Origin of the sequence: Mesorhizobium sp., assembly GCF_041661565.1 — a bacterium.
Taxonomy (GTDB): Bacteria; Pseudomonadota; Alphaproteobacteria; order Rhizobiales; family Rhizobiaceae; genus Mesorhizobium.
On the sequence record NZ_JBAZUD010000055.1, the window covers coordinates 14,900 to 30,167 of the forward strand.

Below are 15,268 nucleotides of genomic sequence, written 5' to 3' on the forward strand. Positions count from 1 at the left end.
TGAAAGGCAGTGTTGCTCTCCTCAGCTGGTCGCGACCGCCCTCTCTGAGCATACTACCCCTGATGGGAAATGATGGTGCCGGGCTTCGCAGATACCCGACCTATGGCGCTATATCCTGTCGGTACGGGAGGAATGGATGGCAGGCACGGATTTCGAACCGGATGTGACGGTTCGCACCAGCGAATACCGGATCGGCTGCATCGGCGCCGGCATGATCATGGCCGAATGCCATCTCGCGGCTTACGCCCAGGCCGGGTTCCCGGTGGTGGCGATCGCGTCGCGCACCAAGGCCAGCGCCGAGAAGGTGTCCGCGCGCTGGAATATCCCGACCGTTCACGATACGCCGGAACGCTTGATCGAGGACGGCCAGGTCGAGATCGTCGACCTTGCCTTTCCGCCCGACCAGCAGCCGGCGCTGATCCGCCACGCGCTGAAGCAGCCACACATCAAGGCGATCCTGGCACAGAAGCCGCTGGCGCTTTCGCTCGAGGAGGCGATCAAGCTGCGTGACGAAGCGGCAAAGGCCGGCAAGATCCTCTCGGTCAACCAGAACATGCGCTACGACCAGTCGATGCGCGTGCTGAAGCAGATCATCGACAGCGGCGCGCTGGGCGACATCGTGTTCGCGCAGATCGACATGCACGCGATCCCGCACTGGCAGGCCTTCCTTGCCGATTACGACCGGCTGACGCTGGCCAATATGAGCGTGCATCATCTCGACGTGCTGCGCTTCCTGTTTGGCGATCCCGACGAAATCACCACGCTGACGCGCAAGGACCCGCGCACGACGTTCGACCATTCCGATGGCATAACGGTATCGACATTGCGGTTCCCGTCAGGCGTGCTGGCCGTGTCGCTGGAGGACGTCTGGTCCGGCCCGCGCCAGGAGGGCTATCAGGACGACCAGCACATCAATTGGCGCGTCGACGGCACCAAGGGCGTCGCCAAGGGCACGATCGGCTGGCCGACCGGCGTCGCCTCGACCCTGACCTACGCCTCGACCGAAACAACCGGTGGCCAGTGGGTCAGCCCACGCTGGGACACGATGTGGTTTCCCCATGCCTTCATCGGCGTGATGGAACAGTTGCAGCATGCGGTGAAGACGGGGGCGCCGCCGGCGCTGTCGGTCGCCGACAACGTCAAGACCATGGCCCTGGTCGAGGCCGGCTATCGCTCGATGGCGGAAAGCCGCACGATCAGGCTTTCCGAAATCTCAACTGACTGAACGCCAGCGAATTGCGTGGCTGTTGAATCGCTTACCGGGAGGACTTCACATCATGATGCAGGCAGGTATTTTCACCGGCTATTTCCCGTACGGCCTTGCGGAGACGGCAAGCAAGATCCGCGCGCTCGATTTCAACACCGTGCAGCTCGATCTGCATTTCAGGGATATCGACCTGTCGGCCGGACAGATCACCCGCGACAAGGCGCGGACGGTGCGCGACATGTTCCGCGACCACAATCTGCCGATCTGCTGCATATCGGGCTACACCAACATCATCCACCCCGACAAGACCGAGCGCGAGAAGCGCATCGGCTACCTGAAGGAGATCATCCGCAGCGCGCGCGCGTTCGGCTCGCCCTACGTGATCTCGGAGACCGGCACCTACAACACCGAGTCCGACTGGGTGCATCACCCCAGGAACAAGACCGAGGAAGGGTTCGAGGAATGCCGCGAGGTGATCTCGGATCTTGCCCAGACCGCCTATGATCATGGCGCGGTCTTCCTGCTCGAGACCTATGTCAACAATGTCGTCGGCTCGGTCGAGGAAACGGTCAGGATGTTCGCGCAGGTCGACCACCCCGGCCTTGGCCTGTTGATGGACCCGACCAATTATTTCGAGGCGCACAACATCGACCGCATGGACCAGGTGCTGAACCAGGTGTTCGACACGCTGACCGACAAGATCCGGATCGCGCATGCCAAGGACGTCAAGCGGTCGGGCAGCGACAAGTCCGAGAAGCATGCCGATATCGGCGACGCCGATGCGCATGAGGGGCTGACGTTTCGTGGCGTCGGCGAAATCGAGCTGCCGGCGCCTGGGCTCGGTTCGCTCAACTACGACCTCTATCTGAAGCGGCTCAGCGAAAAGCACCCGAACATCCCGGTCATCATCGAGCACCTGACCGAGGATGACGTGCCGCGCGCGAAAACATTCCTCGACGGAAAATTCCGCGCCAACGGCCTGTAGGGCGGGGCTGGAGGTGACGATGGCGACGGCGGTCAAGACAAAGCGGGACTACAGCCTGGTTGGCGAAAGCACGCGGATCGCGATCGAGACCGGGCTTGCTTCGGCCGAATGGTATCATACCGATTTGCCGCGCAAGGCGATGAAGGAGCTGATGCAGCGCTCCGACGGGCCAGCGATCCGCGACACCATCATCTGGGTCGCGGCCATCGTGGGCTCTGCCGCAGGCATCATCTGGTTCTGGGGCACGTGGTGGGTGGTGCCGTTCCTGGTCGTCTACGGCGTGCTCTACGGTTCGTCGAGCGACTCGCGCTGGCACGAAGGCGGCCACGGCACGGCGTTCCGCACGCGCTGGATGAACGATGTCGTCTACCATATCGCCTCCTTCATGGTGATGCGCAATCCGGTCCAGTGGCGCTGGAGCCATGCCCGTCACCACACCGACACGATCATCGTCGGCCGCGATGCCGAGATCGCGGTGATGCGGCCGCCGGACCTGTTGCGAGCGGCACTCGCCTTCACCGGCATCCTCGATTTCCGCTATTCATTGCCGGCGCTGGTGCGACAGGCGTTCGGCAGGCTGTCGGATGACGAGAAGAGCTACATACCCGACATGGAACAGCACAAGGCCGTGGTCGCGGCCCGTTGGCATGTCGCCATCTACGTCGCGACAATCGCTCTGGCGATCGCGCTGGGGTCGCTGTTGCCCCTGGTGCTGATCGGCCTGCCGCGCCTCTATGGCAGCTGGCACATGGTTCTGACCGGCCTGCTGCAGCATATCGGCCTTGCCGACAATGTCGTCGACCACCGGCTGAACACACGCACCGTCTACATGAACCCGATCAGCCGGTTCATCTACTGGAACATGAATTACCATGTGGAGCATCACATGTTCCCGATGGTGCCCTATCACGCGTTGCCAAGGCTGCACGAATTGATCAAGCATGATCTGCCGGCGCCCAACCCGTCGATGTGGCATGCTTACCGCGAGGTCTGGCCAGTGCTGCTGAAGCAGCTTCGGTACGAGGACTATTTCCTCAAGCGCGACTTGCCGCCGACGGCGCGGCCCTACCGGGAAGAGTTTCACGCGCTGACGATACCGGCGGCGGCGGAATAGGCGGAGAACAGGCATGGGTGATTGGGTTGACGCGTGCGGTGTCGATGATGTCGAGGAGGAGGACGTTGTCCGCTTCGATCATGGCGGGCGCACCTTCGCCATCTATCGCAGCCCGGACGACGAATTCTTCGCCACCGATGGTCTCTGCACGCATGAGAAGGTCCATCTGGCCGACGGGCTGGTGATGGACGACATCATCGAATGCCCGAAGCACAATGGCCGCTTCAACTACAAGACAGGCGCGGCCAAGGGCGCGCCGGTCTGCGTCAATCTCGCGACTTATCCGGTGAAGGTCGAGGCCGGCAGGGTCTTGATCCAGGTCGGCTGATCCGTCGGGGAACACAGAGGGGGAACTTCGATGAGCCGAAAAAGACCGACAGTGGCGGATCTGCGCGCCCTGAAGGGCAAGCGCCAGCTGACCATGCTGCGCGTCGTGACGATGGACGAGGCGGAGGCCGCCGAGCGGGCAGGGGTCGACATCGTCTCCGTGCCCCCTGAACTTGTGCTCAACCCTGCGTATCGCGATGCCGCGCCCAGCCTGTTCACCATGCCCGGCGAGAACTTCTTCGAGATCGGCACGGCGGATGATTTCCTGCGCTGGGCCTTCCGGCTCTACAAGGCCGGCGCCGACGCGGTCTATTGCAGCGCAGGCTATGCCACCATCAAGCGGATGGCCGACGACGCCGTTCCCGTCATCGGCCATGTCGGCCTGATCCCGTCGCGCGCGACCTGGACCGGCGGCTTCAAGGCGGTCGGCAAGAGCGCCGATACCGCCATGCAGATCTTCGAGGCGGTGAAGCAGCTGGAGGCCGCCGGCGCCATCGGCGCCGAAATCGAGGTGGTGCCGGTCGAGGTGGCCAAGGCGATCTCGGAACGCACGTCGCTGATCATGCTGTCGATGGGAGCGGGGACCGGCTGCGACGCGCAATATCTGTTCGCAGACGATATCCTTGGCCAGAACCGAGGCCACATGCCGCGCCATTCCAAGGTCTACCGCAATTTCGCCGCCGAATATGACAGGCTGCAGGCCGAGCGGGTAGCGGCATTTTCCGAATATGTCGCCGACGTCAACAGCGGCGCCTATCCCGAAGACAGGCATATCGTGCGGATGGATCCGGCCGAGCTAGAGCGTTTCCTCGACAAGGTCGGCCCGAAGTAGCCCCGGCTGCCAATGTCCGCCCGCAAGGGCGGCATGAAGCGCTTCGGCGTCGATGCCGAGCGGCCGATCCTGTTTGAGGGCTGGAACGAGCGCGCGTATCGCGGCGTGGATAGCAGCGGTGCGCGGCGCCAGCGTCAACCCTTCGCGCAGGTCGACGGCCTGGGCAGCGGCCATCAGTTCGAACGCGATCAGCCGTCGCCACAGCGCGATCATGGCGGCGCATTTCGACACGGCGAGCGGTGTTTGTGTTGCATGATCTTCGACGCCTTCCGAGACGGGCAGGAAATCCAGCATCACCGGATTGGCCTTGTGGCGGATGGCGGCCAGGATCGATGTCGCGGTCTTCTGCAGCGGCACGAAGCCGGCCGACGCGCCGCCGATGGGCGACAGATATTTCGGCAAGCCATTGCGGCCCGAGCCGGTCAGCTGGATGAAGCGGGCGGCGCTCGCGGCAGCGCACTGCGCGATGGCCAGGCCGAGCGTCTCGAAGGCGAGCGACAGCGCGGCGGTGTGGAAATTGCCGGTCGACAGCACCAACTCGTCGTCGCCCAGCACCAGCGGGTTGTCGGCGGCGGCATTGAGCTCGATCTCGACGGCTTGTCTCGCCTGGCCGATCGCGTCGATCAGGGCGCCATGGATCGACGGCATGCAGCGGATCGACAGCGGATCCTGAATGGTGGTCGGCGCCGGCGCCTCGTCGCGGGCCAGGAGATCGTGCAGCGCCTTGGCAGCTTCCTGCTGGCCGGCCGCCGGGCGGGCCATGTGCAAGCGCGGATCGAGGATGGTGCGGTTGGCGCCGAGACCTTCCATGGTCAGCGCGCCGGCCTGCTGCTGCTGGACAAGGGCGCAAAGCGCGTCGGTCACTGCGAGCGCGCCCGCTCCCACCGAGACCGCCGACGCGTTGATCAGCGACAGCCCGTCCTTGGGCGCCAGGGTGGCGGGGGCGAGACGCGCCATCGTCAATGCCTTGGCCGCCGGCATGCGCCGGCCCTGATAGTCGGCTTCGCCTTCGCCAGTGAGCAGGCGGGCAAGCGCCGTCATCAGCACCAGGTCGCCGGCGCCGATAGAGCCCAGCGATGGCATCACCGGATGAACGCCGGCATTGAGCGCGTCGACCAAAGCGGTGAACACCGCGGGCGAAAGGCCGGAGCCGCCAGTTGAAAGCATCGCCGCGCGCGCGATCATCGTTGCCCTGACAGCCTCGACCGGCAGCGTTTCTCCGACCGCGCCGCTGCGCCCTTCGAGCAGTTGCCGCTGGAAGGCGCTGGCATCCCCCTCGACCGCAGTGCCGAGATTGGCGCCAAGCCCGGTGTTCAGGCCATAGATCTGCTGGCCCGACGCGGCGGCCTTGTCCAGCACCGTTCGCGCTTTCTCAAGCCTGCCAATGACATCGGGCCCGATCTCGACCTTGCGCGCTTCGCGTGCAACCGCGGCGATATCCTCGATACGGATACCGGCTCCGGAAAGGACGAGCGCGTTCATGCGAAGCGCAGCCTCTGCCCGATGCCTTGCGCCTGCGCCTTGGCGAGCATCGCCTTGCCGAGCGCGATGTCGGACAGCGACAGGCCGCGATGCCAGAACAGGATGGTTTCGTCGTCGCTTTCACGTCCGGACTTGAGACCGGCGGCGATCTGGCCGAGCTCGGCATGCAGCGTCTTCTCGCTCAGCCGACCTGTCTCGACATGGGCGCGCAGCGAGCCGAACTTGCCGCCCTTGCACTGGCCCCAATCGTCGACGACCATCTTCTGCATGATGTCGGTCAGCGACAGCTCCACCGCGCTCATCGTGCCATAGGGCATGACCAGGGCGCCGGGCTTGATCCATTCGGTCTTGAGCAGCGGCTGAGGCTCGGGCAGCCGCGAAGCCTCGACGACGATATCGGCGCCCTCGATGCAGCTTTGCCAGTCGGCGACAGCGGTGACCGGTTTGCCGAGATCGGCGGAGAGCTTCGCGGCGAAGCCGTCGCGGCTTTCCGGGCGGCGCGAGTGGACGCGGATTTCGTCGAAGTCGAAGAGATGGTCGAGCAGGCGCACGTTCCAATAGGCAGTGCCGCGCGCGCCGATATGGCCCAGCACCTTCGAATTCTTGCGCGCCAGATGTTTGGCGCCGATGGCGGTAACGGCGCCGGTGCGCATGTCGGTGATGACGGTGGCGTCGAGGATAGCGCGCGGCGTGCCGGTGCGCGGATCGAACAGATTGAGGATGCCGAATTCGGAGGGCAGGCCGTGCAGATAGTTGTCGACATAGTCGCCGACGATCTTCACGCCCGCCGTGTCGAGTGGCGCCACATAGCCGCGCAAGACGTTGAAATGGCCGTGGAAGGATGGGTCCGGTTCAAGATGGACACGCGGCTCGATCACCGTCTGGCCGTTACCCTGGGCGATGAGCCCGGTCTCGACAGCGGCAATGATCTCGCCGTCGGTCATGGCAAGCGCTTCGATGTCGAGGGCATTGAGATAGTCGATATAGATGGGCTTCATTTACGCACATTTTCCTCGGTCGCCCCCGCTCTCCCATAGCAGGCCGCGATGCGACACGAAAGTTTGTTGCGCCATCTCTGGACGCAGCCAGCCGGATGCTGTTCTAACCGACCCGTCATGACTGCCATCCCCGAGACCGAAGCCTTGACCGAGACGGCCACGAACGCGCGGCGCGTGGCGCTGATCGTTGCCATCGCCTTTTTCATGCAGTTGCTGGATTCGACGATCATCTCGACCTCGCTGCCGCAGATGGGCGATTCCTTCGGCGTGCCGGCGGTGGCGATGAGCATCGGCATCACCGTCTACATGCTGACCATGGCGGTGTTCGTGCCGCTGTCGGGCTGGCTCGCCGACCGCTTCGGCGCGCGCAACATCTTCCTGGTTGCGATCGCGCTGTTCACGCTGGCCTCGCTCGCCTGCGGCTTCTCGCAAAACCTGACCCAATTTGTCGCCGCCCGCGCCGTGCAGGGTCTTGGCAGCGCCCTGATGACGCCGGTCGGCCGCATTCTTGTCCTGCGCAATGCGTCGAAGTCCGAGCTGCTCAACGCCACGGCGCTGATCACCTGGCCGGCACTGTTCGCGCCTGTCGTCGGGCCGGTGCTCGGCGGTTTCATCACCACCTATCTGTCCTGGCACTGGAATTTCTTCATCAACATCCCGCTTGGGGTCATCGGGCTGGCGCTGGTCGCCCGTTTCATTCCCGGAGATCGGGAGGCCGACCCCAAGCCGCTGGACTGGCCGGGTTTCGTGCTGACATCGGCCGGGCTCGCCCTGCTGCTCTACGGCCTCGAGCGCATCGCGCACCCGGAGGACGGCGTGACGTTAACGGTCGTGCTCATCGTGGCCGGCCTGCTCATCAGCTGGCTGGCCATGCGGCATCTCCGACGCGCGCCGCATCCGCTGCTCGACCTGTCTTCGTTCAAGGTGCTGACCTTCGCCATCTCGACGCTGGCGGCCGGCACCGTCTTCCGGGTGGCGATCAACGCGACGCCGTTCCTGCTGCCGCTGCTGTTCCAGGTCGGCTTCGGTCTCAGCCCGATCGACGCGGGCATGATGATCCTGGCCTACTTCCTCGGCAATCTCGGCATGAAGACGGTGACGACGCCAACGCTGCGGCTTTTCGGTTTCCGCTCGGTGATGGTCGTCAACGGCATCATCGCCTCGGCCTCGATCATGGCTTGCGGGGCAATCTCGCCCCAGACGCCGCAAGCTCTCGTGATCCTGCTGATGTTGGTCGCCGGCCTGTCGCGCTCGATGCAGTTCACGGCTCTCAACACGCTGGCTTTCGCCGACATCGAGGCAGCGCAGCGCAGCTCGGCGGCGACGCTGTCTTCGATGCTGCAGCAGGTGGCGATGTTGTTTGGCGTCGCCTTTGCCGCGGCCATCCTCAACCTGTCGCGGATCGCCAGGGGTTCACCAGCGCTCGACCTTTTCGATTTTCGAATCGCCTTCCTGGCGATCGGAGCCGTCGGACTGGCAACTTCGTTCCGCTTCCTCGCTTTACCGGCCACGGCAGGCATCGAGGTTTCCGGTCACGCACCGAAGCGTTGAGACCGCATTTTCCTGTCGAACGAGGACGTGAATTGCGCCTTGTCGTGGCATCTTGAAGCGGAACGTTTGGCCAGCAGCGGCGATGGCGCAATCGTTTGGCAAAAACACAGAAGTTTCCGGGCATTGCGCCAGTTTCGGCAATCAATGCGTCCACTCGATGAATATCGCCTGGCGACTGGCTGCTGAACGCGGATTCATTTGACGAACCGCCGCCCAGCCGATTAGCCTTTGTTTTTGGGGATGGCAGCGCTGCCATCGGGGCGAAAGCGGACATGAGCACGATTGGCTGGCCAAGTTTCAGGAGCCTGAATCAGGAAGGCATCGTCTTTGCCATAGCGGTGGTGCTGTTCGTTTCCGCGGCAATCGGCCTGCCGGGCTTCATCGACGCCAACAATCTGGTGTCCATCGTGCGCTCGGTCTCGGTGCTCGGCATATTGGCGCTTGGCATGGCGGTCGTCGTCATCGGCCGCGGCATCGACCTGTCGGCGGTGGCGATCATGGCGATGTCGGTGGCCTGGTACCTGCAGCTTCTCAACACCGGGACGCCGGACGGGCTGGCCTTCGCCTATGTGCTGGCCGGCGTTCTCGCGATCGGCATGCTCAACGGTTTTCTCGTCGCCTATGCCGATGTGCCGGCGATCTTCGTGACGCTGGCGACCGGCTCCTTCGTCTTCGGCTATGTGCGCTCGCAACTGATCACGCAGGACGCGGTGCCGGTGCCTCAGGGGCATTGGGTCGAACTGCTCGGCGGCCTGCGCTTTCTCGACATTCCCATCGAGGTCTTCGTCTTCGCGGGGCTGGCTTTCCTGTTCCTCCTGTTCCTGCGCTACACCAAATGGGGCCGCTACATCTATTTCGCCGGCGACAATCCGGTCGCCGCGCGCAACATCGGCATTCCGGTTCGGCCGATGCTGGTGCTCCGCTATGTGCTTTCGGCCTTCGTGGCATTGGTCGCCGGCCTGCTCACGGCGGCCAGCCTGCATTCCATCAATACCCGCGTCGTCAACTCGACCCTGCTCTACGACATCGTGCTGGTGGCGGTGATCGGCGGCATCGGCCTGTCCGGCGGGCGGGGCGGGGTTCGCAATGTGCTGGTGGGCGCAGCGCTGATCGGCATCCTTTTGAACGCCATGACCATCATCGACATTCCGCTGCTTTACCAGAACCTGATCAAGGCGGCGATCCTGCTCGGAGCCATCATCGTCGACGGCATCATCAATCCGCGTGACGAACAGACTGCCCAGCAGGGCGACATTTAGGGCAGATGGGCTAGCCCATCTGCTCGGGGTACCCCGTCCGATCCGTTCCGATCGGCCGGCAATGACAATGAAACGAAAGGATCCGATATGAAATTCATCAGAACATTCATGGCCGCGGCCACGGCGCTCGCCGTCACCGCCTTCGTGGCTCCGACCTTCGCCGCCGACGATCCGGGCCCGGCCGCCTATGCGCAGGCGCTGAAGGGCAAGCGCGTCATGCTGGTGCCGCTGGCGATGGGCTTCGACCTGGCACAGGGATGGGCCCACTTCCTGAAGAAGGAAGTCGAAGGCTGGGGCGGCGTGTTCGAGACGCGCGATCCGAATTGGGTGGTCGATGCCGGCGCGCAGGCGATCACCGACGCCATCTCGTCGGACACACGGCCCGACGTGCTGATCATCCACGCGCCGGACCTCAATTCCTATTCCAAGCTGATGAAGAAGGCGCAGGCCGCCGGCACCTATGTGATCCTGGTCGACAACCCCGCCAATTTCCCGGCTGACGCGTTCGTGGGCAGCGACTGGGACAGGCTTGGCCAGCTCGAGGCCGAAGCGGCGATCAAGGGCTGCGGTGAGAACTCGTCGAAGAAGATCGGCCTGGTGCAGGGCGACCAGGCGAACTCGTCGAGCCTCTACCAGTATGCCGGCATCATGAAGGTGCTGGACAAGCATCCCGACTTCAAGGTCGTGGCCAAGCCCGACTCCAACTGGGACGCAACGACCTCGCGCAACGTGACGACGACGATGCTGCAGCAGAACCCGGATATCTGCTCGATCATCGATTTCTGGGATGGTGACGCGACCGGCGCATCCGCCGCGATCCGCGACGCCAAGCTCGACGGCAAGGTGTTCCTGGTCACCACCGGCGGCGGCGAGAAGGCGGCCGATTGCGACAAGCTGCAGGACGGCACCTATGGCGCCGTGGTGATGACCGATCTGGCTCGCCAGTCGGGTGACATGAACGCCATCATCAAGTTCCTGCTGCAGAGCGGCCAGCCGGCCGGCACCTCGCACACCTACATCTACACGCTGGAGAAGGCGACGACCAAGGCCGACCTGAAGCCCGACAGCTGCTGGGACCTGAAGGCGCTGCAGGCCGAAGCGGCGGCGAAATAAGCCAGGCTTCTTCAATCGATACCGACGAGGTGGCCGGATTGCCTGGCCACCTCTTTGTCTTTTCTCTTGCAGCAGTGACCTGATGTCCTTTCGCGAACGCCTCCAGTCCTGGCGCTACAATCTCGTGCCCGATCACCTTGTCGGCGAGATCCTGACCAAGCGCTGGACCGACAACGCCATCCCGTTCCTGGCGCTGGTGGTGACATTGGCGACCTTCGGCTCGCTCATTCCGGGTTTCTTCAAGCTGACCTCGCTGCAGGAATCGACCCGCCAGCTCGGCGAGTTCTCAATGGTGGTCACCGGCATGACGGTGGTGATGCTGGGCGGCGGCATCGACCTGTCGGTCGGCTCGATCTTCGCACTGTCCTGTTTCTCGGCCGTCTATGTCTTCTTCATCCTCGAACAGTCGATCTGGCTGGCGCTTGCCGCCTCGCTCGCCACGGGCCTCATCTTCGGCGCCATCAACGGCTATCTCGTCGGCTATTTACGCCTGCGCGCCTTCCTCACCACGCTGGTCACCTTCATCTTCGGTCGCGCGCTGTTCGACATCCTCGTCACCACCTACGCCGCCGACGTGCAGCTTTCGACCGCCACCTCGGATGTGCTCGATTTCATCGGCGACAGCACCTTCTGGGGCCTATCCGTCTCGGTCTGGCTGGCGATCATCCTGGCCATCGTCACCCATATCGCGCTGACGCGTTCGCGACCGGGCTGGCATGTGCTGGCGGTGGGCGGCTCCCGGCGCTCGGCCCACAATGCCGGCATCCGCGTGCGCCGCACCGTGTTCATGACCTATGTCTTTTCCGGCTTCTGCGCCTCGATCGGCGGCTTCCTCATCGCCTGCCGGCTGAGCGGCGCAGGGCCCGGCACCGGCCTCAACCTCGAGATCATGGCGCTGACGGCGGCCGTGGTCGGCGGCGTCAGCCTCGGCGGCGGGCGCGGCTCGGTGATCAAGGGGCTGATGGGCGCCATCATCGTCTTGACCATGACCAACGGGCTGATCCGGCTGGGCTACGGCACCGGCACCAACCAGATGGTGCTCGGCATCATGCTGGCGGTGGCTGTGACCATCGACATCCGCTGGCTGAAGAACCGCCACAAGGTGCTGAACGAGGTCTATGTCGCACCGGTCTATCTCAAGATGGGCGCGACGCAGTCGGCGGCACCCGGCTCCGGCACCCCATACGAGCTCGACAACCGGCTGTCGGCCGCCGATCATATCGGGCTCGGCGAACTGGAAGGGCCGGAAGACGTCATCCTCGACCGCAACGACAATCTCTATTGCGGCACGCGCCATGGCGAGATCGTTCGCTTCTTCGCGCCGGATTATGTGAAGTCGGAAGTCTTTGCCCATATCGGCGGCTTTCCACTGGGGCTGGCTTTCGACAAGGCGGGCAACCTGATCAGCTGCGTCGGCGCCATGGGGCTCTATTCCGTCTCGCCGGAGCGCGAGGTGAAACGGCTGTCGGCCGAGACCGCGCGCTCCTGGACCTCGATCGTCGACGACGCGCGGCTGCGCGACCCGAACGACTGCGATATCGCGCCGGACGGCCGCATCTATTTCACCGACTCGACCAAGCGCTACGACGCTCACGACTGGGCGCTGGATTCGATCGAGAACCGCGCCACTGGCCGGCTGCTCGTCTACGACCCGAAGGACGGCTCGACCAGGACGCTGCTCGACGGCTACCGCTACACCAATGGCGTGTGCATGGCGCATGACGGCAAGTCCCTGTTCTTCGCCGAAAGCTGGGCATGCCGCGTGCATCGTTACTGGCTCGAAGGCCCCAAGGCCGGCACGGCCGAATGCGTCATCCGCGACATGCCGGGCTATCCAGACAACATCAACCGCGCCTCGGACGGCAATTACTGGATGGCATGGCTGGGCATGCGCACGCCGAGCTTCGACCTGTCGCTGCGCCATCCAGACATGCGCAAGCGCATGACGCGCCGGCTGCCGCAGGACGAATGGCTGTTCCCCAACATCAACACCGGCGGCGTGGTGAAGTTCGACGAGAAGGGCGGCATCGTTGAGGCAATGGGCGACCTGACGGGCGGCGCGCATCCGATGGTCACCTCGATGCGCGAGCACAAGGGCTTTCTGTTCGTCGGCGGCATCCTCAACAACCGCATCGGCCGCTACAAGATTTCGGGCGCCGACCCGAACTGGACGAGCAGCGCTTCCTATTGGGGAGCGAAATCATGATCCTCGATCCGATCCTGGATATCTTCCGCGGCAAGGCCGTTACCATCCCGCCGCTCGACGGCGCCTTCCGTCCCAACACGCAGCTCGATGATGCACCGGCTTTTGCCGAACTGAGCGAGCCGGACAATCTGTTGGCCGCCGGCGACAGGCTGCTCGCCTCCAGCGCCAACGCGGTCTATGCGATCCAAGCCGGTGGCGAGCCGAAGGTCGTCGAGACCTTTCCATCTACGGTCACCGCGCTGGCGTTGTCGCCATCGGGAGAACTGACGGTAGGGCTCGAAAGCGGCAGGCTGCTGATATCGGGCAAGGACGTCTCGCTCCCGGCTGGCATCCGCTGCATCACGGCACTTGCCTATGCCGACGATGGCACGCTGTGGCTGGCCAACGGCTCGGCCGAGCATGCGCCGTCGCAATGGGCCGCCGACCTGATGAAAAAGGGCGCGTCCGGTTCGCTGTGGAAGCGGGACGCTACAGGCGGCGAGTTCCGCAAGGTGGCCGGCGACATCGCCTTTCCCTATGGGCTCTACCCCGTCGGCAGGGACGTGCTGGTCAGCGAAAGCTGGCGTCATCAGCTTGTCCGCTTCGATGGCGTGACCGGCAGCCGCTCGACTGTCTTGACGCATCTGCCCGGCTATCCCGCACGGCTGTCGCCGGCGGCGGATGGCGGGGCATGGCTGGCCCTGTTCGCGCCGCGCAACCGGCTGATTGAATTCGTGCTGCAGGAAACGCATTATCGGCAAGACATGCTCGAACAGGTGCCGCCCGCCTACTGGATAGCCCCGTCGCTTGCCTCCAGCCGCAGCTTCCTCGAACCGCTGCAATGCGGCGGCATCCGCACCATGGGCATCCACAAGCCGTGGTCGCCGAGCCGCTCCTACGGGCTGGTGGTCAAGCTCGACGGGGACATGCAGCCGCAATTCAGCCTGCACAGTCGCGCCAACGGCTCGCGCCACGGCATTTGCAGCGTGGCTGAAAGCGACGGCCGGCTGTTCGTCGCTTCCAAGGGCGGCGACTGCGTGCTGGCCCTCGACGTCGCATCAGGAGGTTTCTGATGGAACCGATCGTCCGCTTGGAAAACATTACCAAGACTTATCGCGGCGTGCCCGCCGTCAAGAATGTCAGCTTCGACTTGCGCAAGGGCGAGATCCACGCGCTGCTCGGAGAGAACGGCGCCGGCAAATCGACGCTGACCAAGATCATCGCCGGCGTCGTCGAAGTCACCTCCGGCAAGATGTTCCACAAGGGCCAGGAGATAGCCTACGCCTCGCCGCATGCCGCACTTCAGGCCGGCATCGCCATGGTGTTCCAGGAGACCAGCCTGGTACCGTCGATGACGGTGGCGCAGAACCTCTATCTCGGCACGGAGAAGTTCCTCAACCGGCTGCGCGGCACCTACATCTCGGCGCAGCAGTTCCTGCAGTCGCTGAACTTTCCGGTCGACCCGAACGCCATGGTGGCGACGCTTGGCGCGGCCAAGCGGCAGATGGTCGAGATCGCGCGCGCGGTCCACCACAATGCCGAGATCATCATCTTCGACGAGCCGACGGCGACCCTGACGCCGGAGGAAAAACGCCACTTCTTCGCGCTGATCCGCCGGCTCAAGGCGAGTGGCGTGTCGATCGTCTTCATCAGCCACGCGCTGGAAGAGGCGCTGATGATTGCCGACCGCATCACCATCCTGCGCGACGGTGAACTGGTCGTCACCGATGACACGTCGGCCTTCGACCGCGACAAGATTGTCGCCGCCATGGTCGGGCGCACGCTGTCGGGGCAGATCTACCGGCATCGCGACGAGACCCGGCTGCGCAAGGCCGGCAAGAAGGTCCTGTCGGTGCAGGACATCTCGATGAGCAATGTCGTGCGCAACAATTCCTTCTCGATCTTCGAGGGCCAGATCACCGGCGTGTTCGGGCTGATCGGGTCGGGCCGCACCGAGACGTTCAAGATCATCTCGGGCATCTACAAGCGCGATTTCCGGCGCGGCGGCGCCATTGAGCTGGACGACAAGCCGGTGCGCTATCTCGTGCCGAGCGAAGCGGTGGCCGACGGCATCGTCTATGTCACCGAGGACCGCAAGAGCGAAGGCATTTTCGAGACGATGGGCATTGCCGAGAACCTGTTCGGCGGGTTGCTGGCGGCGGGCCGCGAAAAGGCCTGGGTGATCAACCAGCAGGAGATGCCGACGCTCTCGGCC

At 64.1% G+C, this 15,268-nt stretch carries 13 protein-coding genes; 11 read left to right on the forward strand and 2 right to left on the reverse strand.

All coding sequences use genetic code 11. The annotated features are described in order from the left end of the window. The first annotated feature begins 136 nt into the window (after positions 1 to 136). From WC739_RS12125 to WC739_RS12145, 5 genes are read left to right on the forward strand one after another with little or no spacing between them, the layout of a single operon-like run. Positions 137 to 1,225 (forward strand): Gfo/Idh/MocA family protein, encoded by a 1,089-nt coding sequence (locus WC739_RS12125; RefSeq protein WP_372953274.1) that lies wholly within the window; start codon positions 137 to 139, stop codon positions 1,223 to 1,225. Between the two features lie 52 nt (positions 1,226 to 1,277). Then, a complete protein-coding gene (locus tag WC739_RS12130; protein ID WP_372953275.1) occupies positions 1,278 to 2,192 on the forward strand; it encodes a sugar phosphate isomerase/epimerase family protein in 915 nt (304 codons plus the stop codon). 19 nt (positions 2,193 to 2,211) lie between these two features. Further along, entirely contained in the window at positions 2,212 to 3,306 is a 1,095-nt protein-coding gene (locus tag WC739_RS12135; protein WP_372953276.1) for a fatty acid desaturase family protein, read from the forward strand. 13 nt (positions 3,307 to 3,319) lie between these two features. After that, positions 3,320 to 3,634 carry a MocE family 2Fe-2S type ferredoxin gene (locus WC739_RS12140; protein ID WP_372953277.1) on the forward strand — a complete coding sequence of 105 codons (315 nt, stop codon included), beginning with the start codon at positions 3,320 to 3,322 and terminating at the stop codon, positions 3,632 to 3,634. A gap of 30 nt (positions 3,635 to 3,664) precedes the next feature. Continuing rightward, on the forward strand, positions 3,665 to 4,465 hold the full coding sequence (locus tag WC739_RS12145) for a 3-methyl-2-oxobutanoate hydroxymethyltransferase (RefSeq protein ID WP_372953278.1): 801 nt from the start codon (positions 3,665 to 3,667) through the stop codon (positions 4,463 to 4,465). On the opposite strand, the gene hutH is transcribed toward WC739_RS12145, so the two are convergent. Then, the gene (gene hutH, locus WC739_RS12150; RefSeq protein WP_372953279.1) at positions 4,430 to 5,947 is read right to left on the reverse strand and encodes a histidine ammonia-lyase; all 1,518 of its coding nucleotides are present in this window, start codon (positions 5,945 to 5,947) and stop codon (positions 4,430 to 4,432) included. The two genes, WC739_RS12145 and hutH, sit on opposite strands and share 36 nt — an antisense overlap. Next, positions 5,944 to 6,945, reverse strand: coding sequence for an ornithine cyclodeaminase family protein (locus tag WC739_RS12155; RefSeq protein ID WP_372953280.1), 1,002 nt, complete (start codon positions 6,943 to 6,945; stop codon positions 5,944 to 5,946). Before WC739_RS12155 ends, hutH begins: the two co-directional genes overlap by 4 nt. Before the next feature lie 117 nt (positions 6,946 to 7,062). Here WC739_RS12155 and WC739_RS12160 point away from each other — a divergent pair, with 117 nt between their 5' ends. The 6 genes from WC739_RS12160 to WC739_RS12185 form a co-directional block, all read left to right on the forward strand. Beyond that, positions 7,063 to 8,496, forward strand: coding sequence for a DHA2 family efflux MFS transporter permease subunit (locus WC739_RS12160; protein WP_372953281.1), 1,434 nt, complete (start codon positions 7,063 to 7,065; stop codon positions 8,494 to 8,496). Between the two features lie 272 nt (positions 8,497 to 8,768). Next, positions 8,769 to 9,755 (forward strand): ABC transporter permease, encoded by a 987-nt coding sequence (locus WC739_RS12165; RefSeq protein ID WP_372953282.1) that lies wholly within the window; start codon positions 8,769 to 8,771, stop codon positions 9,753 to 9,755. A gap of 87 nt (positions 9,756 to 9,842) precedes the next feature. Beyond that, positions 9,843 to 10,868 (forward strand): sugar ABC transporter substrate-binding protein, encoded by a 1,026-nt coding sequence (locus WC739_RS12170; RefSeq protein ID WP_372953283.1) that lies wholly within the window; start codon positions 9,843 to 9,845, stop codon positions 10,866 to 10,868. 82 nt (positions 10,869 to 10,950) lie between these two features. Continuing rightward, complete coding sequence (locus WC739_RS12175; RefSeq protein WP_372953284.1) at positions 10,951 to 13,074, forward strand: ABC transporter permease; 2,124 nt, start codon at positions 10,951 to 10,953, stop codon at positions 13,072 to 13,074. Continuing rightward, positions 13,071 to 14,126, forward strand: a complete 1,056-nt coding sequence (locus WC739_RS12180; protein WP_372953285.1) for a hypothetical protein — start codon at positions 13,071 to 13,073, stop codon at positions 14,124 to 14,126. The genes WC739_RS12175 and WC739_RS12180 overlap by 4 nt, the downstream gene beginning before the upstream one ends. Next, the coding region (locus WC739_RS12185; RefSeq protein ID WP_372953286.1) for a sugar ABC transporter ATP-binding protein at positions 14,126 to 15,268 on the forward strand (1,143 nt) is incomplete at its 3' end. The genes WC739_RS12180 and WC739_RS12185, both read left to right, overlap by 1 nt.

Excerpts from the sequence above, each read along its gene's own strand:
- WC739_RS12125 (WP_372953274.1), top strand. The coding sequence starts at position 137 with ATGGCAGGCACGGATTTCGAACCGGATGTGACGGTTCGCACCAGCGAA.
- WC739_RS12130 (WP_372953275.1), top strand. The coding sequence starts at position 1,278 with ATGATGCAGGCAGGTATTTTCACCGGCTATTTCCCGTACGGCCTTGCG.
- WC739_RS12135 (WP_372953276.1), top strand. The coding sequence starts at position 2,212 with ATGGCGACGGCGGTCAAGACAAAGCGGGACTACAGCCTGGTTGGCGAA.
- WC739_RS12140 (WP_372953277.1), top strand. The coding sequence starts at position 3,320 with ATGGGTGATTGGGTTGACGCGTGCGGTGTCGATGATGTCGAGGAGGAG.
- WC739_RS12145 (WP_372953278.1), top strand. The coding sequence starts at position 3,665 with ATGAGCCGAAAAAGACCGACAGTGGCGGATCTGCGCGCCCTGAAGGGC.
- hutH (WP_372953279.1), bottom strand. The coding sequence starts at position 5,947 with ATGAACGCGCTCGTCCTTTCCGGAGCCGGTATCCGTATCGAGGATATC.
- WC739_RS12155 (WP_372953280.1), bottom strand. The coding sequence starts at position 6,945 with ATGAAGCCCATCTATATCGACTATCTCAATGCCCTCGACATCGAAGCG.
- WC739_RS12160 (WP_372953281.1), top strand. The coding sequence starts at position 7,063 with ATGACTGCCATCCCCGAGACCGAAGCCTTGACCGAGACGGCCACGAAC.
- WC739_RS12165 (WP_372953282.1), top strand. The coding sequence starts at position 8,769 with ATGAGCACGATTGGCTGGCCAAGTTTCAGGAGCCTGAATCAGGAAGGC.
- WC739_RS12170 (WP_372953283.1), top strand. The coding sequence starts at position 9,843 with ATGAAATTCATCAGAACATTCATGGCCGCGGCCACGGCGCTCGCCGTC.
- WC739_RS12175 (WP_372953284.1), top strand. The coding sequence starts at position 10,951 with ATGTCCTTTCGCGAACGCCTCCAGTCCTGGCGCTACAATCTCGTGCCC.
- WC739_RS12180 (WP_372953285.1), top strand. The coding sequence starts at position 13,071 with ATGATCCTCGATCCGATCCTGGATATCTTCCGCGGCAAGGCCGTTACC.